The organism is Pigmentiphaga litoralis, assembly GCF_048632615.1.
GTDB lineage: Bacteria > Pseudomonadota > Gammaproteobacteria > Burkholderiales > Burkholderiaceae_B > Pigmentiphaga > Pigmentiphaga litoralis_B.
The window spans coordinates 2,364,945-2,382,539 of record NZ_CP184479.1; the positions used below are offsets into that span (position 1 = coordinate 2,364,945).

Genomic DNA, 17,595 nt, shown 5'->3' on the forward strand with positions numbered 1-17,595 from the left:
ACACCGACAGCCAGGAAAAAGGGCAGACCATCAAGGCCTGCCCTTCTTTTTGCCCCACCGAAAGCGCCTTGCCCGGGAGCCCTTGGCAACGCGTCACCCCGGTCAGAACCGCGTATTGCGCTTGACCGACCACCGCGCCGAAAACGCCCCCAGCGCCGCCACCGCCACCACGAACACCGCCAGCCACAGCGGGTCGGGCATGCGCAGTGCGAACTCCGCACCGTATGTCCGGGCCAGGTCCGCCAGCGCCGCGTTCAGCGGCCCCAGCGCCAGCGCCACCACGCCAATCGCCCCCAGCGCCGAGATCGCGCAACTGACCGCGCCCAGGTACAGGAACGGCCGGCGCACGAAGGATTCGGTGGCGCCCACCAGCCGCGCCACGCCGATCTCTTCGCGCTGCGACAGCGCCTGCATGCGCACGGTGTTGAATACCGCGGCCAGCACGGCCACGGCCACCACCAGCCCCAGGAACAGCAGGCCCATGCGGCCAAAGCGGATGATGGCTTCCAGCCGCTGCACCCAGGCGCTGTCCAGCTGCACCACGTCGACCTTGCCCCACTGGCTCCAGTTCGCCTCCAGGCGTTTGGCGCGCGCGGTCAGGTCTTCATCGCCCGACAGCGTCACCACGACCGCATCGGGCAGCGGATTGCCGGGCAGCACGGCCAGGGCGTCGGCATAGGCCGGATTGGCCTTCAGGTCGGCCAGGGCCTTGTCGCGCGGAATGATGCGGACCTTGTCGACGTCGCCCTGATGGTCCCGGCGGATACGATCGGCCACCGCGGCCGTCTCGTCAGGCGTGGCTTCCACCTTCATGAAGACGGTGATTTCAGGCGCCGCGGCCAGGTGGTTGGCCACCGGCTGCAAGGACAGCAGGGCGGTGGTGCCAAGCAGCGGAATCGCCAGCGCCAGCATGATCACCAGGAAGTTGGCGATCGATGAAAACGGCTGCGCGATCAGGCGGCGCAGCGTGACGGCCAAGGCATACCGGTGTTGCCGGATCAGCGGGCTCATGGGCGCGCTCCGTGGCTGCGGGACGCGCGCGGCGTGCGAGCGCCCAGGTCGGTCAGCCGGCCGCCTTCGATGTGCAGCACGCGGTGCGCGTAGTCGTCGATCAACGATTCGTCGTGGGTCGCAATCACGGTGGTGACGCCGACCTGGTTGAAGTCGCGGAACACGTCGGCAATCCGCTGCGCGCTGTCGCGGTCCAGGTTGGCGGTGGGCTCGTCCACGATCAGCAAGGCCGGGCGGTTGACGATGGCGCGGGCAATGGCCAGGCGCTGCTGGTCGCCGCCCGACAGTTCCTGCGGCCGCAGCTTGTCCTTGTTCGCCAGCCCGACCTTGTCGATGGCGGCGCGGGCGCGTTTTTCGGCGGCGGCCCGCGAATGGCCGGTCACGATCAGGGGAAACAGCACGTTTTCAAAGGCGTTGCGATCCTGGAGCAAGTGCACGTCTTGCAGGATGGTGCCGACGGCGCGGCGAAAGTAGGGGCGGGCGCGGCCAGGCAGCTTGCCGACGTTCTGGCCGTTGACCAGGATGGTGCCGCGCGTGGGAACGTCAAGGCCGCTGATCAGCTTGAGCAAGGTGGACTTGCCGGCCCCGGACGGGCCCGACACGAACACGAACTCGCCGGCGGCTATCCCGAAGTTGACGTCGGCCAGGGTGTCGATGCCGCGCCCGTACGATTTATAGACTTGCTGGAATTCGATCATGAGAAGGAAATAGTAACGCGCCTGACTGCAAGGATATCGCCCGGGCGGTTCTCAGCCCTCGGGACCCATGCTAGGGTACAGGCCAAGTCCCGCAGACGGGTGATTTATAGTCCACCCCCTGCACGCAGAAAGGAAAACGAGATGAAATTGTTGAAATCAGCCGTAGCCGCGATCGGCTTGCTGGGCGCCGTCCAGATGGTCCAGGTCGCGCACGCGGGCGCCACGCTCGATGCCGTCAAAAAGAAGGGCTTCGTGCAATGTGGCGTGTCCACAGGCGTGGCCGGTTTCAGCAATCCCGACAGCAAGGGCGTCTGGACCGGCATCGACGTGGACCTGTGCCGCGCCGTGGCCGCCACCTTGTTCGGGGACGCCACCAAGATCAAGCTCACCCCGCTCAACACGCAACAGCGCTTTACGGCCCTGCAGTCGGGCGAGGTGGATGTCCTGCCCCGCAACACGTCGATCACCCTGCAGCGGGATACCGCGCTGGGTCTGAACGGCGCAGGCGTCAACTTTTACGACGGCCAGGGCCTGATGGTCGCCAAGAAGCTGAACGTGAAAAGCGCCAAGGACCTGAACGGCGCGGCCATTTGCATGCAGCCGGGCACCACCACCGAACTGAACCTGGCCGACTACTTCCGCGCCAACAAGATCACCTTCAAGCCGGTGGTGATCGACAAGTTCGACGAAGTCATCCGCGCTTTCGCGGCCGGCCGCTGCGATGCCTACACCACCGATGCGTCGGGCCTGAACGTGATCCGCACGACCAAGCTGCCGAATCCCGACGACTACGTCGTGCTGCCCGAGCTGCTGTCCAAAGAGCCCCTGGGCCCCATGGTGCGCCAGGGCGACGACCAGTGGCTGGACATCGTGAAGTGGACGCTGAACGCGATGATCGAGGCCGAGGAATACGGCGTCACGTCCAGGAATGTCGACCAGATGCTTAAAAGCCCGAATCCGAATATCCAGCGCCTGCTGGGCGTGGTGCCAGGCGTGGGCAAGAATCTGGGCGTGGACGAAAAGTGGGTCTACAACGTCGTCAAGCAGGTGGGCAATTACGGCGAGAGCTTCGAGCGCAACCTGGGCCAGGGCAGTCCCATGAAGATGCCGCGCGGCGCCAATGCGCTGCACACCCAAGGCGGCCTGATGTACGCACTGCCCCTGCGGTGATGCGCATGTCGATGCCCGCATTGAACGCCGCAGCCGTTGCCGGCGGCGCGGGTGCACGGTTCATCGCTGCGGCCCCATGCGCCTGAGCTGGAGCAACCCGGCGGTCCGCGCCACGGTCTATCAGATCGTGGCGGTGGCCTTGGTCGTGCTGGCCGTGGCCACCCTGGTATCCAACACCCGGGCGAACCTGAACGCGCTCAATATCCAGTCGGGCTTCGGGTTCCTGGATGCCGAGGCCGGCTTTGCGATCGGCGAAACCCCCATCGCCTACGGCCCGCAAGATACCTACGCCAAGGCGATTGCCGTCGGGCTGCTGAACACCTTGCGGGTCGCCGCGATCGGCATCGTGCTGGCGACCCTGCTCGGCACCCTGATCGGCATCGCGCGGCTGTCAAGAAACTGGTTGATCGCCAAGCTGGCCAGCGGCTACGTGGAACTGTTCCGCAACGTGCCGCTGCTGCTGCAACTGTTCTTCTGGTATTCGCTGATCACCGAAAACACGCCGGGCCCCCGGCAGGCGGTTGCCCTGTTGCCGGGCGTGTTCGTGTCCAACCGCGGCATCAAGTTCCCCCTGCCGGCGGAAGCACTGGCGTTCGACCTGGCGCTGGGCGGCTTCGCGCTGGCCGTCGTGGCGTCGCTGGGGTTCGCACATTGGGCGCGGCGCCGGCGGGATGCCGCCGGCCAGGCGCCGCCGGTGGGCCGCTGGGTGGTGGCGATGCTGATCGGCCTGCCGGTGCTGGGATGGCTGGCGGGCGGCGCGCCGCTGGCGCTGGACATGCCGCGCCTGCAGGGCTTCGACTTCGTGGGCGGCGCGACGCTGACGCCGGAATTTGCCGCGTTGCTGATCGGGCTGGTGATCTACACGGCTGCGTTCATTGCCGAAGTGGTGCGGTCGGGCATCCAGTCGGTCGATGCCGGCCAGTGGGAAGCGGCCGAGGCCATCGGTCTGCGCCGGGGCGCCGCGCTGCGCCTGGTGGTGCTGCCGCAGGCGCTGCGCGTGATCATTCCGCCCATGACGAACCAATACCTGAACATCACCAAGAACAGTTCGCTGGCGGTGGCGATCGGCTATCCGGATATCGTGTCGGTCGTGAATACCACGCTGAACCAGACCGGCCAGGCCATCGAAGGCATCCTGATCATCATGGCGGCCTATCTTGTCGTGAGCCTGACGATTTCGGTGCTGATGAACTGGTACAACCGCCGCATGGCGCTGACCGAGCGCTAGCGCATGGCCACCTCGTCCTCACCCATCGTGGATGCGCCCGCGCCATCACAGCGCATGTCGCCGCTTGCCTGGGTCCGCGCCAACCTGCTGTCGTCGCCGCTCAACATCCTGCTGACCCTGCTGGGCGTGTGGGTCCTGGTCATGGTGCTGCCGGCGGTCATCGAATGGGCGCTGATCCGCGCCACCTTCGTTGCGCCGTCGGCCGACGCCTGTCGCGACACGGGCGGCGCCTGCTGGGCCTTCATCGCCGAAAAGCACCGGCTGATTCTGTTTGGCCTGTATCCGTACGACGAGCAATGGCGCCCACTGATCGCGTCCATCGTCCTGATCGCGGCGTTGATCGTCAGTTGCCTGCGGCGGTTCTGGAACCGCTGGCTGGCCGCGATCTGGGCCGTCAGCATCGCGCTGGTCGCGGGACTGATGTGGGGCGGCTTCCTGGGTCTGTCGTATGTCGAGACGACCAAGTGGGGCGGCCTGCCGCTCACCCTGATCCTGTCCACCGTGGGCGTGGCCTTTGCGTTTCCGCTGGGCGTGCTGCTGGCGCTGGGCCGGCGATCGTCCTTGCCGGTGATCAAGGCGCTGTGCGTCGTGTACATCGAACTGATACGCGGCGTGCCGCTGATCAGCCTGCTGTTCATGTCGTCGGTCATGCTGCCCCTGTTCTTTCCGGAAGGCTTTGGTGTCGACAAGCTGCTGCGGGCGCAGATCGCGATCATCCTGTTCGCCGCCGCCTATTTGGCCGAGCTGGTGCGCGGCGGGCTGCAGGCGATTCCCAAAGGGCAGTACGAAGGCGCCGACGCCATCGGCCTGAGCTACTGGCAGCAGATGCGGCTGGTGGTGCTGCCGCAAGCGCTGAAGGTCGTGATCGCGCCGCTGGTCAGCCTGTTCATTGGCGTGTTCAAGGACACGTCACTGGTCGTCATCATCGGCATCTTCGACCTGACGCAGTCGACCAAGGCCGCATTGACCGATGCCGCCTGGCCCGGGTTTTCGACCGAGGCCTACGTGTTCGTCGCGGCCATCTACTTCGTGTTCTGCTATTCCATGTCCAAATACAGCCAGGCGCTGGAACGCCGATTGGAGAACCGTCGTGAGTGATGCCAAGCCCCTGATCGAGCTATCGGGCGTCAACAAATGGTTCGGCCCGTACCACGTGCTGCGCGACATCGACCTGACGGTCGCGCGCGGAGAACGCATCGTGATCTGCGGACCCTCGGGCTCGGGCAAGTCCACCCTGATCCGCTGCATCAACCGGCTGGAACAGCACCAGCAGGGACGCATCGTGGTCGACGGCATCGAACTGACCAACGACCTCAAACATATCGATGCCGTGCGCCGTGATGTCGGCATGGTGTTCCAGCACTTCAATCTTTTCCCGCATCTGACCGTGTTGCAGAACCTGACCCTTGGGCCGATCTGGGTGCTGAAGCAACCCCGCGCGCAAGCCGAAGCCACCGCCATGCGCTATCTGGAACGCGTCCGCATTCCCGAGCAGGCCAACAAGTATCCCGGCCAGTTGTCGGGCGGACAGCAGCAACGCGTGGCCATTGCGCGGTCCTTGTGCATGGCGCCCAAGATCATGCTGTTCGACGAACCCACCTCGGCGCTCGACCCCGAAATGGTCAAGGAAGTGCTGGATGTCATGACGTCCCTGGCCGACAGCGGCATGACCATGCTGTGCGTCACGCACGAAATGGGGTTTGCCCGCCAGGTGGCCGACCGCGTGCTGTTCATGGACCAGGGGCGGATCGTGGAACAGAACGCGCCCGACGCCTTCTTTACCCACCCGCAGCACGAACGCACGCGGATGTTCCTGAGCCAGATCCTGCATTGACGGGCCATGGACCTCAAGCTGTTTGAAGACCTGATTGCCCTGGCGCGCACCCAAAGCTTCGTGCGCGCGGCCGAATTGCGGCATGTGACGCATCCGGCATTCGGCCGCCGCATCCGTGCACTGGAAACCTGGGCAGGCGCACCGCTGGTCGAACGCAACCGCACGCCGGTGCAACTGACGGCCGAAGGCGAAGTCCTGCTCAAGACCGCCGAACGCACCGTGGAAAGCGTCACGCAGGCGCGCACTCAGCTGCAGCAGCACGGCGGCGCGGCCGACACCCGGGTACGGCTGGGCACGGGCCGCACCCTGGCCCACACCCTGGCCGCCGACTGGCTGGCCCGGCTGACCTATATGCCGCGCAGCCCGATCCGAGGCAAGGCGCAGATCGAGATCCTGACCGGCGCCACGCAAGACCTGGCCGTGCACCTGGAACAGGGCAAGGTGGACCTGCTGTGCTGCTATGAACACCGCGCGCTGTCCATCCCGATCAACGGGCACCGCTACCGCCACCTGACCCTGGCCCATGAAAAGCTGGTGCCGGTCAGCATTGCCGATGCGCAGGGCGCGCCGCGATTCGCGCTGGGCCACACCGACCGCGCCGCCCCACTGATCTCGTATGGCCAGACGCTTGCGATGGGCCGGCTGCTGTCCGACCACTTCGAACGCAACGGCGCACCCATCTCGCTTACCCCGTTCGTGCGCTGCGATTCGGCCGACGCCATCTACGAATTCGTCCGCAAGGGCCTGGGTGTTGCGTGGTTGCCATGGTCGATGGTCGCCAGCGACTGCCGCCGCAAGACCATGGCGGTGCTGGGGGGACGCAGCGACGAAGTCCCCTTCGAAGTCCGCCTGTACCGGGCGCGAGCGCGGCAGAGCGACATGCTGGAAGCCATCTGGACCGCCACCGAATCGCATCGCTAGCCGCCTGGCCTGAACCGATACGGCACGGCATGGTGCTGAAACGGCACATTGACGGCATCCCCCTTCGGCAGCATAGACGTTTCTGAAATCTGCCATCCCCCTCCGGAGTCCTCATGTCCCCCTGCTTCCGCCGCCGCGCGCTGGCCGTCACCCTTGCCTTGACCTCCGTGGCTGCCGTGCCGGCCGCCTTCGCCCAGGGCAACTACCCCAGCCGCCCGATCACCATCGTGGTCGGCTATCCGGCAGGCGGCAGCACCGACCTGACGGCTCGCCTGTTCGGCGCCGAGCTGTCCAAAAAGATCGGCCAGCAGGTCGTGATTGAAAACGTCGGCGGCGCCGGCGGCGTGATCGGCGCCCAGCGCGTCATCAAGGCTGCGCCCGACGGCTACACCCTGCTGGTGGGCGCCTCGAACGAAATGGCCATCGCCAAGCTGATCAACAAAGCCGTCAAGTACGACGGCCTGAAAGACTTCACGCCGATCGGCCTGATCAGCACGCAGCCGCTGGTGCTGGTGTCGTCGCTCAACTCGGGCGTCAAGACCGCGCCGGAATTCCTGGCCCAGGTGCGCGCCAACCCGGGCAAGTACAGCTTCGGATCGTCGGGCGTGGGCACCGGCCTGCACCTGGGCGGCGAAATGGTCAAGGAAGCCGCCAAGCTCGACCTGGTGCACGTGCCTTACCGCGGCGTTGCGCCCCTGACCAACGACCTGGTCGGCGGCCAGCTGCAATTCGGCGTGTTCGTGCTGTCGAGCGCCCTGCCCCAGATCCGCGCCGGCAAGGTCCAGCCGATCGGCCTGCTGCAGACCAAGCGCACCCCGCTTGCGCCTGAGATCCCCACCATGGCCGAAACGCCAGAACTCAAGAACGTCAACATCGACCTGTGGTTCGCCCTGTACGGCCCCGCCGGCCTGCCCGAGCCCGTGGCCCAGAAGCTGCAGCAGGCATTGAACGAAGTCGTCAACACGCCTGAGTTCCGCACCAAGATGCAGGAAACCGGCGCCAGCGTTGCCGCTGCCGGCTTCGACCTGGCCAAGTTCCAGGCGGCCGAAACCGCCAAGTACAAGCGCATCGTCGACGTCGCCAACATCCAGGAATAAACCATGGCCAGCCACGATTTCCTGCTGCCCTACCCCGATCTGAGCGTCGAGCGGGCCGGCAATACCGGCGTCGACGGGGTCTGGCATTTCGACTCCGGCGTGCCTGGCCGCCACGTCATGATCAGTGCGCTGGTCCACGGCAACGAACTGGCCGGCGCGTGGGCGATCAAGGACGCCCTGGCGCTGGGTCTGCGCCCCCGCCGCGGCGCGCTGACCCTGGTCTTCGCCAACCTGGGTGCCTTCGATACGTTCGATGCGGCCCAGCACGACAAGTCCCGCTTCCTTGACCAGGACCTGAACCGGGTCTGGAGCGCCGACAAGCTGGCCGACCCCACGACCCGCGAACGCCAGCGCGCCGTGGCCCTGCGCCCGTTCGTCGAAAAAGCGGACTGGCTGCTGGACCTGCATTCCATGCACGAACCGTGTGCGCCGCTGCTGCTGACCGGCATGCAGCCGCGCAACCTGGAACTGGCTCGCCAGATGGGCGCCCCGCGTCACGTCATCGTCGACGCCGGCCACAAAGACGGCGTGCGCATGCGTGACTTCGGCCGTTTTGGCGAAATGGAAGACAACGGCACGCGCAGCCTGCTGATCGAATGCGGCTTCCACGGCGCACTCGAAAGCCGCGACGTGGCCCGCGACCAGGTCGCCCGCTTCGTGCTGGCGTCCGGCATCGTGGATGACGGCGACTTCCCGGCCGACTGGTTCATGCCCCTGCCCGACGAACAGCTGGCCATCCAGGTGACCGATGCCGTCGTGGCGCGCAGCATGGACTTCAGGTTTTCACAGGACTGGCAAGGTCTTGAAGAATTGGAAAAGGCCGGCACGGTGATCGGCTGGTCGGACGGCGAACCGGTCGTGACGCCTTATGACAACTGCACGCTGGTCATGCCGTCGTTGCGGCAACTGCTGCCCGGCGTGACGGTCGTGCGGCTCGCGCGCCGCGTGGCGTGATGCGTGGATGTCTTAATGCGTTGATGCTTTGATGCGTTGATGTAAGTGATGGCGGTTCGGGACCTTGTGTCGTGAACCGCGCAGTTTCCCCAGGCCCTGGCGAGTCGTTCAACGACTTTCCGGGGCCGTCATGTTTTTGAGGACGCGTAAGTGCGGCGGGCAATTCGCGGCGGGGTAGTTGCAGCGGGGTAGTTGCAGCGGGGTAGTTGCGGTGGGGTACTTGCGGTGGGGTAGTTGCGGTGGGGTACTTGCGGGGAACGAGTTGCGGGGTACTTGCGGCGGGGTACTTGCGGAGAGCAAGTTGCTGGGCGGCAGGGGCCGACCGCTGTCTGCTTAGCAGGTGCAGGGCAGACGGCTGCCGCCCAACCGCTGTCGGATGCCCCGCAGGCGAAAAGCCGAGAGACGCGACAGGCCGCACCTAGGCCGAAGCGAAGCCAAGGCTAGCCAAGCATGGGCCGCCTGAATCTTACGACCTTGCGTGCCGGCCGTTTACAGCCCAAGCACCGCGCCCGCGAATTCATCCGCCACGAACGGCTGCAGATCCTCGATCCCTTCGCCCACGCCGATCCAGTACACCGGAATCGGCCGCACGCCCTGCGCACCTGCAGCCACGGCGGCCAGAATGCCGCCCTTGGCCGTGCCGTCCAGCTTGGTCACGATCAGGCCGGTCAGGCCGATCGCCTGATCGAACGCCTTGATCTGCGCCAAGGCGTTCTGGCCTGTATTGCCGTCGATCACCAGCAGCACTTCGTGCGGCGCCGTCGGCTCGGCCTTGCCAATCACCCGCTTGATCTTCTTGATCTCTTCCATCAGGTGCAACTGCGTCGGCAACCGCCCGGCCGTGTCGATCATCACGACACCCATGCCCCGCGCCTTGCCCGACTGCACCGCGTCGAACGCCACCGCGGCCGGATCACCGCCGTCCTGCGCGATCACCGTCACGTTGTTGCGGGCGCCCCACTCCACCAGCTGCTCGCGCGCCGCCGCCCGGAACGTATCGCCCGCCGCCAGCAGCACCTTCTTGCCCTGATTCTGGAAGGTGCGCGCCAGCTTGCCGATCGACGTCGTCTTGCCCGCGCCGTTCACACCGGCCAGCATCGTCACCACCGGGTACGGCCGGTCCAGCGCAAACGTCTTTTCCAGCGGCCGCAAGTGCGCCGCCAGCACGTCGCGCAGCACCACCTTCACCTGCTGCGCATCTTCGATCCGTTCCTGCTTCACGCGGGCACGCAGGCTCTTCAGCAGCGACGTCGCCGCGTCCACGCCCGTGTCCGCCATGATCAATGCGGTTTCCAGCTCTTCAAACAGGTCCTCGTCGACCTTCACGCCAATGAACAGCGACGTGAAGTTCTGACCCGTGCGCGACAACCCCGTCTTCAGCCGATTCAGCCAGCTCGCCTTGGCGGCTTTTGCGGCGGCGGGCGCAGGCTCGGGGATCGGAGCCGAAGGTGCGGGCGCGATCGCGATCGGTGTCGACACGGCGGGCGCCGGTGTCACGCTTGGTGCGGGCGCCGGGACGGTGGGTGTGACCGCATGGTCCGGCAGCACAGGCGTCGGGGCCGCCACCGGCGGCGCCTCTCGCGCCGGTTCGGCGCTGGGAGACAGCCGGGTGAAGAACGACCGCACGGCGGAAACCGCGCCGGCAGGAGCGGGGGCGGAGGCTGGAGCGGAGGCTGGAGCGGGGGCGGGAGCGGGGGTGGGGGCTGGCGCGGGTGTTGAAGCCTGCGCCGGACTGGAGGCAGGCGTCGAGGCCGCAGCGGTCGGCTTCGCGGTTGGGGCTGGGGCCGCTGCCGGGGTTGGAGCCGCTGCCGGGGTTGGAGCCGCCGTTTGCGCGGGTCGTACTGTGGCTGGCGCCGCAGAGGCCGCAGCCGGTGCCGGAGGCGTTACGGACTGAGCCGGTGCGACGGGAGTCGCGGCAGACGGGACCGGCTGTGGGGGTGCAACAGGAGCCGCACTCGGCGCTGCAGCCGGTGGGGCTTGCACCGGCGTCGCGGAGGGCGCGGCAGATGCTACCGAAGGCGTGGAAACTGTCGGGGCGGCGGCGGGGGCGTTTGCAGTGGCGTCGCCGCAGGCGCGGCAGGTGCTACTGGCGCTGCCGCTGGCGCGGGAGGTGGAACCAAAACTGACGGCGTCGGTGCCGCAGCAGCGGGCGATACGGCTGGAGACGCAACATTCGCCGGCACAGCAGCAGCGGCGGGCGCCGCAGGTGCAGGTGCAGGTGCAGGTGCAGGTGCAGGCGCCGAAGACGCAGGAGCCGACATTGGCGCTACTGCAGGTGCAGGTACAGGTGCAGACGTTGACGGAACCGCAGGTGCGGGTGCCGACGTTGCCGGACCTGCAGGCGCAGGTGCAGGTGCAGGCGCAGGTGCAGGTGCCGACGTTGCCGGACCCGCAGGCGCAGGTGCAGGCGTTGGCGCGGCCGGTGGCAGGAAAGATTCGGTTGCTGGGACGTCCGGCAACGGCGAAACGGGCGGAAGGAAAGACTCTGCAGGCGCAACGATGTCAGGCGTTGGCGTGACGGGCGGCAGGAACGATGCCGCAGGCGCCTCGGCCGGCACGGGCGTGACGGGCGTGACGGGCGGCAGGAAAGAGGTCGGGGCTGGAGTCGGGGCAGAAGCCGGCGTCGCGGCACCGGCGGCTGGGACCGCAGCAGCCGCAGGCGCAGACGCAGCAGCCGGCACTGCGGGCGCAATAGCGGCCACCGCGGGCGCAGTAGCGGCCACCGCGGGCGCATCAGCCGGCACCGCGGGCGCGGCGACCGGCGCCGCCGGCGTGCCTGCCGTCGACCCATCAGGCACACTGGGGGTAGCAGGCGAGGAGGCTGGTGCCGCAGGCGCAACCGGTTCAACACCAGGCCGCGCGCCCCCAGCAGGAGCAGAAGCCGGAACCGACGCAGGCGCAGGCGTCGCAGCAGGCGCCGGAACTGACGCCGCCCCTTCCCTTGCCGCGTCCCGCGCTTCCGCCTCGCGCCGCTGCGCGTCCTGGTCCTGAGTGACCTCGTCGGCCTTCGGCTCCGGCGTATCGGTCTTGAAGATTTTTTCTTGAAGAAACTGAACATGAAAACCTGTCTGATGAAGCGTCACGGCGGGCCTGGCGGGCACGGGTCGCCGCGGATCAACCCGTCCACGCCCGCACCGTCCACCATCCGCCAGGTCGTCGCGCCAGCACGCGCGGCGCAGACGACATAGAATCCCCTGATTCTACCGGTCAGACATCATGCCACCATCCACCAAGCCGCGCGTCCGGCCAAAAGCGGTCATCCCGCACAAAATCCGCATCATCGGCGGGCAATTCAAACGGACGACCATCCCGGTCATCGATCGCGCCGGCCTGCGTCCGACGCCCGACCGTGTGCGCGAAACGCTGTTCAACTGGATCACCCATCTGTGGGACGGCGAATTCGACGGCCGGCAGGTGCTGGATGCGTTTGCCGGCACGGGGGCGCTGGGACTGGAAGCCGTGTCGCGCGGCGTCGCCAGCGTCGTCATGGTGGAACACGACCGGGGCGCCATCGCTGCCCTCAAGGCCATCTGCGACAAGCTGCACATCACCAACGTCACCCTGATCGCCGCCGACGCCATGGTGGCCATTCCGCGCCAGGCGCCGACCCGCTTCGACCTGATCTTCCTGGATCCCCCTTTTGGCGGAGACTGGCTGGAACGTGCCATTCCCAAGGCGCTGGCGGTGCTGGCCGATGACGGTCTGCTGTACATCGAAGCCGAAGCCGTCGTTCCGCCGCCACCCGGCATGGAACTGCTCCGCATCGACCGGGCGGGGGCCGTGCATTCGCATCTGTTCCGCCGCCAGGCCACTGCTGAGTAAGCACTCGCTATCGCACCATCGCGCGTCATTCCATGCATGCTCAGCGCTGCCTCGGTCGTGACCGCGTATCCGCCTGCACGGTGGGCGGACGGCCGCAAGCCATGCAATGACGGCGGCGTCTCGGCCTTCCTGTGCGGACTGACCCTGATATCAGCCTGACAACGGTGCCGTCGTAACCCATTAGGTCTAGAATCTGCCGGATGGCGGGCCCGATTTGCTGCAACGCGGAAATAAGGAAATAATCCGGGTAAAGTGCTGACGGGTTCCTGACCGGTGTCCTGGCCCGGTCATGCCCGAACCCGCCAAGCAGGTCCGCACACAGCATCTGCATACGCGAGTCCGCATTACAAGAGGCAGCATGCCCCATCCCCTCGGAGCCTACGCATGATCATCGCCGTTTATCCCGGTACGTTCGACCCCATGACCCGCGGACACGAAGACCTCGTCCGCCGCGCCGCCGGCCTGTTCGACAAGCTGGTGGTGGGTGTCGCGGTCAGCCGCAACAAGGCGCCCTTCTTCACCGTCAGCGAGCGGGTGGAAATTGCGCGCGAGATCCTGGGCCATTACCCGAATGTGCAGGTCGCCAGCTTTTCCGGCCTGCTCAAGGATTTCGTCCGGGAGCAGAACGCCCGTGTGATCGTGCGCGGCCTGCGCGCCGTGTCCGACTTCGAATACGAATTCCAGATGGCAGGAATGAACCGATACCTGCTGCCTGATGTCGAAACCATGTTCCTCACGCCGTCCGATCAGTACCAGTTCATTTCCGGGTCGATCGTGCGGGAAATCGCTCAGCTGGGCGGTGACGTGAGCAAGTTTGTGTTCCCGTCCGTCGAGCGCTGGCTGCAGGCCAAGGTCACCCAGCTGGGCGGTCGCGACATCGGCTGAATCCGGCTTCCGGATCCGGCAAGAACTGCCCAAGGATTGCCGCATATGGCACTGCTCATTACCGACGAATGCATCAATTGCGACGTCTGTGAACCCGAATGTCCCAATGACGCCATCTACATGGGCGAGGCGATCTACGAGATCAATCCTGGCCTCTGTACGGAATGCGTCGGCCACCACGCCGAGCCGCAATGCCAGGTGGTGTGCCCGGTCGAGTGCATCGAATTCAACCCGGAATGGCGCGAAGACCAGGGCCAGTTGATGGCCAAGTACCAGCACCTGACGCAGCGGCTGGAACAGGCGAACCCTTGACGTTTGCCAGCTGACAGTCGCCGGCTGACCGCTCAGGCAGCCCGCCCAGACCCATTCATTCAGGCCCGCGCGGCCTCAAAACTCCAGCGTTATGTCGACCGCATCGCCCACGGCAATGACGGCGTGCGCCGGCGCATCGACAATCGCGTTTTCGCCAAAGGTCACGCCCCCGGTCCGCTGGCTGCGGAAGCCGGTCAGGGTCGTCATGGGTTCGGCATGGCGTTGCCCGGTAACCTGATCGGTATTGGGCACTTCGCAGCGCACGCAGGGCTTGACCAGTCCGAAGCGGATGTCGCCCACCTGCAGCAAGGCCACGTAGTCCTCTTCGAAGGCATCCAGGCCGCTCAGCACGACGTTGGCGCGGAAACGGTCCATGCCGACTTCCTGTTGCCCCCGTTCGACCAACCTGCGGTTCAGTTCCGCCAGGGACGCCTCGTTGGTCACGAGCACCGGATAGCCATCGGCAAACGCGTACACGTGCCGGGGGGCGAAGCCGGCCGTTTCCGGATGGGCCGCCAGCCAGTCGGTCACGTAGTCCACGCCCGCCACGCGATGCGCTTGCGGATGCACCTTGACCAGACGGCAGGGCGTCTGCAGCGCCGCGCTGAACCATTGCGCCGCCAGGTCCCCTTCATCCACGGCGTCCACGGCATCCCGCCACACCGTGACCTGTAAGCGAACACTGTCGTCGTCTTCGATCACGTCGATCGGCACGTCCAGCCGCGGCATGCCCGGATAGGTGACGGTCAGGAAGCCATCGTGGATGCCGGTCCCGATGCGCGCCATGGCGGGCAGGCCGCGTTGCGTGAGGAACAGGCCGTCGGGCGTGACCAGCATCCAGCGGCGATCGTTCTGCAGCCCCGCCATGCCGATGGCGCTGTGTTGCAGAGCGATGCCGCCGCAGGACTTGATCGGATAGATGTAGAGCCCGGAAACGGTGACGGTCATGAATTTTGCCTGATGCCTGATTCGCCTAACGATTGAAAAGACCCTTGAGCCGCTCTCGCAGCGGTTCACGGGCAGGACTGCCACCTTCCATTGGCGCGCCATCGCCCTGGCCGCCCTGCCCCGCAGGCGCCGTAGCGCCATCCCGCAAGGTGTCGGCGCCGGCGCTGATCGCTCCGCGCAGCGCGTCGCTTCCTGCCTGGCTCCAGCGGATGCGGGTGGTCGGCTGGTCGATCGGCCCGCTGACATGCACCGGCACCGCCAAACCGCGCAACAAGGCCAGTTCCTTGCCTTCCTGGCCAGCCAATGCGGCCGTGATGTTGACACGCAGCATCAGGTCCAGCGTGCCCGCCGGCACGTCGATACGGGCCGGATCGCCTTCGGTCACCCGCAACAGCGGCGACTTCAAATTGAAATCGCGCACGGTGCCCAATCCGTTGGCAAAGGTGACGTGCGCGGTCATGTCCGTGAAGTCGGTGCGCCGGGCCGCGTCCTGCTGGGCTGTCATGTCACCGGCGCCCGGCAGCCTGGCGCCCCCGGCCAGCGACCGGAATTCGCGCAGCGACTGGGCCAGATTCACGCCCTGGATCGCCCCGTCGCGCACCTGGGCCTGCACGGTGCCTTCTAGGTTGCGCTTGAGCGCGTCGACGGTCTTGCCGCTGGCGGCCAAAGCCAGGTTCAGCGTACCGCGGCCCGCCAGCGCGCGGGTACCCGTCAGGTCAGACAGTAGCGGCTGCAGTTGCACGCTGGTCAGGGATCCCGATGCCCCCACCCGCTGTGCATTGCTGTCGGCAAACAAAGCGCCATTGAGACGTCCGCCGTACAAGGCGGCCCGCAGATTGGACAGTTCGGCCCGCCCGCCCGCGATCCGCAGGTTGGCGCCGACATCTTTCGCCTTGATGCCGCGCGCCACCAGGGACTTGAATTTGACGGATCCGTTTACCGTCACCCCCTGCAGGCCCGACATATCCACGGGCTCGTCGACCTCGGGCCGCCGGGACGCCGTCGTGCCAGGCGCCGTCGTGCCGGCGCTGCTTCGCGCCCCTGGCCAAAGGGCGTCGAAGTCGAAGGTATCGGCGATCATCGAAAAACTGATGCGGGGCGCGTCCCATTGCGCCGCATCGGCCACGACGGAGAAGGCATCCCCACCCACAAGGCCGTCCAGCCTGGCAGCAAGCACTTGCTTGCCCAGATCGCCCCGCAGATTGCCGGTCAGGGGGATCTGCAAGGTCTTGGCGGGCAGCGCCGGGTCATCGATCTGCACTTGCGCGGTCATCGCGGGCAGCGTCAGGGTCCGCTGTTTCAGGCTGGCTTCGAGTGGCGATTCGCCCGTGACCCGCACCACGCGGGGACCTTGCCGGAATTCGGCATTCACATGGAACTGGTCCAGCCGCAGCCTGTCGCCCGTCCCGGATATGCCCGCCAGGGAAAATCGCGCGTCCATGCCGGGTTGACCCGTCAGCCGCGCACGCCCGGTCATGCCTTCACCGCTTGCCTGCTGCTCGGTGATCGACAGGCGCGGCACGCTTAGCGACGCCTCGAAGGGGTCGCTGTCGGCCTTGCCCTGGGCGGTGACCGACAGCTTGTCGACCTCGAGCCGGCCGGCGCCCAGTTCGACGGCGGCACGGGCAGCGTCGATGCGCGTTTCGATCCCCGTCAACGGCGTTGTTCCGGCCACATCCCCCTGGAACAGAATGGCTACGTTCGTCGCGGCAATGGCCGACCGCCGCACATCGTAGGCCACGTCGCCTCGGGCAGTGAACGCAGTGGCGCGTACCGATGGCAGCACGCCGGTCGCCCGGAAGTCGAGGTTGCTCAGCGCCACGGTGCGGCCCGACGGATCGAACCGCATCGTTCCCTGGCTTTCGACGGCAGCATCGAGCCGGGGCGACTGCCCCAGCACCCGGGCGGACGCATCGAACGCAAACGGCACCCCCGGGGCCATCCGCCCGGTCGTGGCCGCCACCCGTTCGAAACGCAAGGACGTACCGGTCGCAAAGTCGCGGTAGGCCAGTTCGCCGCCCGTGAAGTCCATGCCGGCCACGTCCAGTTGCACCGACGTGCCTTCGGCCGCGATCGCGCCCGCGGTGGCTTCGCGCATCGGCACCGGCGCCGTCTGCAGATCGTTGTTCTGCGCGGTGGCGATCAGGTCATCGAAGTTGAACTTGCCGTTGCGGTTCCGGACGATGTTGGCCTTCAACCCGCTGACCCGGACGTGGTCCAGGACGATCTGCCGGGACAGCAGCGGCCACAGGGCGACCGACACCCGCGCGGAATCGATCACGGCAAAGGTCTGGGTGGAATGCGGTTCGGAAAGCGACAGTTTTTCGACGTACACGCCCGGCCGCGGAAACAGCGCCAGCTTCAGGTCGCCGTCGATCCGCAAGGTGCGGCCGTAGCGCTGCTTGATGGTGTCGGCCACGGGCTTGCGATAGCTGTCGGGGTCGACCAGGACCAGCAGCGCAAGAACGCCTATCGTCACGAGCACCGCCACCGCCACTGCGCCGATCGCGATGCGCCGGAACCACCGCATGAAATTCTCCAGGGTCAACGCGGGCCGGCGCCTTGCGCGCCCCACCCGGTGTAACCCCGAAATCATACCCACTTTCCATCCGGCCCCTTGAGCAGGACCAGGACAAAGTCAGGCAGAGCGATCGATGACTCCACCCGCAAGGCGCAATTGTCGGCCATTCCGGATGGTCATGGATGTCACACTCC

17 protein-coding genes are annotated in these 17,595 nt (G+C 66.6%); 12 read left to right on the forward strand and 5 right to left on the reverse strand.

Going from position 1 to position 17,595, the window contains the following annotated elements:
• Nucleotides 1-102: 102 nt before the first annotated feature.
• Nucleotides 103-1,011, reverse strand: a complete 909-nt coding sequence (locus ACNANG_RS10495; protein ID WP_420227113.1) for a cell division protein FtsX — start codon at nucleotides 1,009-1,011, stop codon at nucleotides 103-105.
• The gene (locus ACNANG_RS10500) at nucleotides 1,008-1,709 is read right to left on the reverse strand and encodes a cell division ATP-binding protein FtsE (protein WP_420227114.1); all 702 of its coding nucleotides are present in this window, start codon (nucleotides 1,707-1,709) and stop codon (nucleotides 1,008-1,010) included. The genes ACNANG_RS10495 and ACNANG_RS10500 overlap by 4 nt, the downstream gene beginning before the upstream one ends.
• Nucleotides 1,710-1,850: 141 nt before the next feature.
• Here ACNANG_RS10500 and ACNANG_RS10505 point away from each other — a divergent pair, with 141 nt between their 5' ends.
• The 7 genes from ACNANG_RS10505 to ACNANG_RS10535 all read left to right on the forward strand — a co-directional run bounded on the left by ACNANG_RS10505 (nucleotide 1,851) and on the right by ACNANG_RS10535 (nucleotide 8,913).
• Nucleotides 1,851-2,879: an amino acid ABC transporter substrate-binding protein gene (locus ACNANG_RS10505; protein ID WP_420227115.1), complete on the forward strand. Its 1,029-nt coding sequence runs from the start codon at nucleotides 1,851-1,853 to the stop codon at nucleotides 2,877-2,879.
• Between the two features lie 76 nt (nucleotides 2,880-2,955).
• Entirely contained in the window at nucleotides 2,956-4,107 is a 1,152-nt protein-coding gene (locus ACNANG_RS10510) for an amino acid ABC transporter permease (RefSeq protein ID WP_420227116.1), read from the forward strand.
• A 3-nt stretch (nucleotides 4,108-4,110) separates the two neighbouring features.
• Nucleotides 4,111-5,205 (forward strand): amino acid ABC transporter permease, encoded by a 1,095-nt coding sequence (locus ACNANG_RS10515; protein WP_420227117.1) that lies wholly within the window; start codon nucleotides 4,111-4,113, stop codon nucleotides 5,203-5,205.
• Nucleotides 5,198-5,941, forward strand: a complete 744-nt coding sequence (locus ACNANG_RS10520; RefSeq protein ID WP_420227118.1) for an amino acid ABC transporter ATP-binding protein — start codon at nucleotides 5,198-5,200, stop codon at nucleotides 5,939-5,941. The genes ACNANG_RS10515 and ACNANG_RS10520 overlap by 8 nt, the downstream gene beginning before the upstream one ends.
• Nucleotides 5,942-5,947: 6 nt before the next feature.
• Complete coding sequence (locus tag ACNANG_RS10525) at nucleotides 5,948-6,862, forward strand: LysR family transcriptional regulator (RefSeq protein ID WP_420227119.1); 915 nt, start codon at nucleotides 5,948-5,950, stop codon at nucleotides 6,860-6,862.
• 113 nt (nucleotides 6,863-6,975) lie between these two features.
• Nucleotides 6,976-7,959, forward strand: a complete 984-nt coding sequence (locus ACNANG_RS10530; protein WP_420227120.1) for a Bug family tripartite tricarboxylate transporter substrate binding protein — start codon at nucleotides 6,976-6,978, stop codon at nucleotides 7,957-7,959.
• A gap of 3 nt (nucleotides 7,960-7,962) precedes the next feature.
• Nucleotides 7,963-8,913, forward strand: a complete 951-nt coding sequence (locus ACNANG_RS10535) for a succinylglutamate desuccinylase (RefSeq protein WP_420227121.1) — start codon at nucleotides 7,963-7,965, stop codon at nucleotides 8,911-8,913.
• A 489-nt stretch (nucleotides 8,914-9,402) separates the two neighbouring features.
• Here ACNANG_RS10535 and ftsY read toward each other — a convergent pair whose 3' ends face one another.
• Nucleotides 9,403-10,539: a signal recognition particle-docking protein FtsY gene (ftsY, locus tag ACNANG_RS10540; protein ID WP_420227122.1), complete on the reverse strand. Its 1,137-nt coding sequence runs from the start codon at nucleotides 10,537-10,539 to the stop codon at nucleotides 9,403-9,405.
• 454 nt (nucleotides 10,540-10,993) lie between these two features.
• On the opposite strand from ftsY, the gene ACNANG_RS10545 reads away from it, so the two are divergent.
• From ACNANG_RS10545 to ACNANG_RS10565, 5 genes are all read left to right on the forward strand, one after another.
• Nucleotides 10,994-11,431 carry a hypothetical protein gene (locus ACNANG_RS10545; protein ID WP_420227123.1) on the forward strand — a complete coding sequence of 146 codons (438 nt, stop codon included), beginning with the start codon at nucleotides 10,994-10,996 and terminating at the stop codon, nucleotides 11,429-11,431.
• A 538-nt stretch (nucleotides 11,432-11,969) separates the two neighbouring features.
• Nucleotides 11,970-12,101, forward strand: coding sequence for a hypothetical protein (locus ACNANG_RS10550; RefSeq protein WP_420227124.1), 132 nt, complete (start codon nucleotides 11,970-11,972; stop codon nucleotides 12,099-12,101).
• 28 nt (nucleotides 12,102-12,129) lie between these two features.
• Nucleotides 12,130-12,735, forward strand: a complete 606-nt coding sequence (rsmD, locus tag ACNANG_RS10555) for a 16S rRNA (guanine(966)-N(2))-methyltransferase RsmD (protein ID WP_420227125.1) — start codon at nucleotides 12,130-12,132, stop codon at nucleotides 12,733-12,735.
• A gap of 384 nt (nucleotides 12,736-13,119) precedes the next feature.
• Complete coding sequence (coaD, locus tag ACNANG_RS10560) at nucleotides 13,120-13,620, forward strand: pantetheine-phosphate adenylyltransferase (RefSeq protein ID WP_420227126.1); 501 nt, start codon at nucleotides 13,120-13,122, stop codon at nucleotides 13,618-13,620.
• A gap of 45 nt (nucleotides 13,621-13,665) precedes the next feature.
• Nucleotides 13,666-13,932 (forward strand): YfhL family 4Fe-4S dicluster ferredoxin, encoded by a 267-nt coding sequence (locus ACNANG_RS10565; protein ID WP_189614329.1) that lies wholly within the window; start codon nucleotides 13,666-13,668, stop codon nucleotides 13,930-13,932.
• Nucleotides 13,933-14,007: 75 nt separating this feature from the next.
• Here the strand turns inward: ACNANG_RS10565 and ACNANG_RS10570 are convergent, their stop codons facing one another.
• A complete protein-coding gene (locus ACNANG_RS10570) occupies nucleotides 14,008-14,880 on the reverse strand; it encodes an MOSC domain-containing protein (RefSeq protein ID WP_420227127.1) in 873 nt (290 codons plus the stop codon).
• Nucleotides 14,881-14,905: 25 nt separating this feature from the next.
• The gene (locus tag ACNANG_RS10575) at nucleotides 14,906-17,410 is read right to left on the reverse strand and encodes an AsmA family protein (RefSeq protein WP_420227128.1); all 2,505 of its coding nucleotides are present in this window, start codon (nucleotides 17,408-17,410) and stop codon (nucleotides 14,906-14,908) included.
• Between the last annotated feature and the right edge of the window lie 185 nt (nucleotides 17,411-17,595).

Excerpts from the sequence above, each read along its gene's own strand:
- ACNANG_RS10500 (WP_420227114.1), bottom strand. The coding sequence starts at position 1,709 with ATGATCGAATTCCAGCAAGTCTATAAATCGTACGGGCGCGGCATCGAC.
- ACNANG_RS10565 (WP_189614329.1), top strand. The coding sequence starts at position 13,666 with ATGGCACTGCTCATTACCGACGAATGCATCAATTGCGACGTCTGTGAA.
- rsmD (WP_420227125.1), top strand. The coding sequence starts at position 12,130 with ATGCCACCATCCACCAAGCCGCGCGTCCGGCCAAAAGCGGTCATCCCG.
- ACNANG_RS10535 (WP_420227121.1), top strand. The coding sequence starts at position 7,963 with ATGGCCAGCCACGATTTCCTGCTGCCCTACCCCGATCTGAGCGTCGAG.
- ACNANG_RS10505 (WP_420227115.1), top strand. The coding sequence starts at position 1,851 with ATGAAATTGTTGAAATCAGCCGTAGCCGCGATCGGCTTGCTGGGCGCC.
- ACNANG_RS10570 (WP_420227127.1), bottom strand. The coding sequence starts at position 14,880 with ATGACCGTCACCGTTTCCGGGCTCTACATCTATCCGATCAAGTCCTGC.
- ACNANG_RS10575 (WP_420227128.1), bottom strand. The coding sequence starts at position 17,410 with ATGCGGTGGTTCCGGCGCATCGCGATCGGCGCAGTGGCGGTGGCGGTG.
- ACNANG_RS10515 (WP_420227117.1), top strand. The coding sequence starts at position 4,111 with ATGGCCACCTCGTCCTCACCCATCGTGGATGCGCCCGCGCCATCACAG.
- ACNANG_RS10495 (WP_420227113.1), bottom strand. The coding sequence starts at position 1,011 with ATGAGCCCGCTGATCCGGCAACACCGGTATGCCTTGGCCGTCACGCTG.
- ACNANG_RS10550 (WP_420227124.1), top strand. The coding sequence starts at position 11,970 with ATGAAAACCTGTCTGATGAAGCGTCACGGCGGGCCTGGCGGGCACGGG.
- ACNANG_RS10510 (WP_420227116.1), top strand. The coding sequence starts at position 2,956 with ATGCGCCTGAGCTGGAGCAACCCGGCGGTCCGCGCCACGGTCTATCAG.
- ACNANG_RS10525 (WP_420227119.1), top strand. The coding sequence starts at position 5,948 with ATGGACCTCAAGCTGTTTGAAGACCTGATTGCCCTGGCGCGCACCCAA.
- coaD (WP_420227126.1), top strand. The coding sequence starts at position 13,120 with ATGATCATCGCCGTTTATCCCGGTACGTTCGACCCCATGACCCGCGGA.
- ACNANG_RS10530 (WP_420227120.1), top strand. The coding sequence starts at position 6,976 with ATGTCCCCCTGCTTCCGCCGCCGCGCGCTGGCCGTCACCCTTGCCTTG.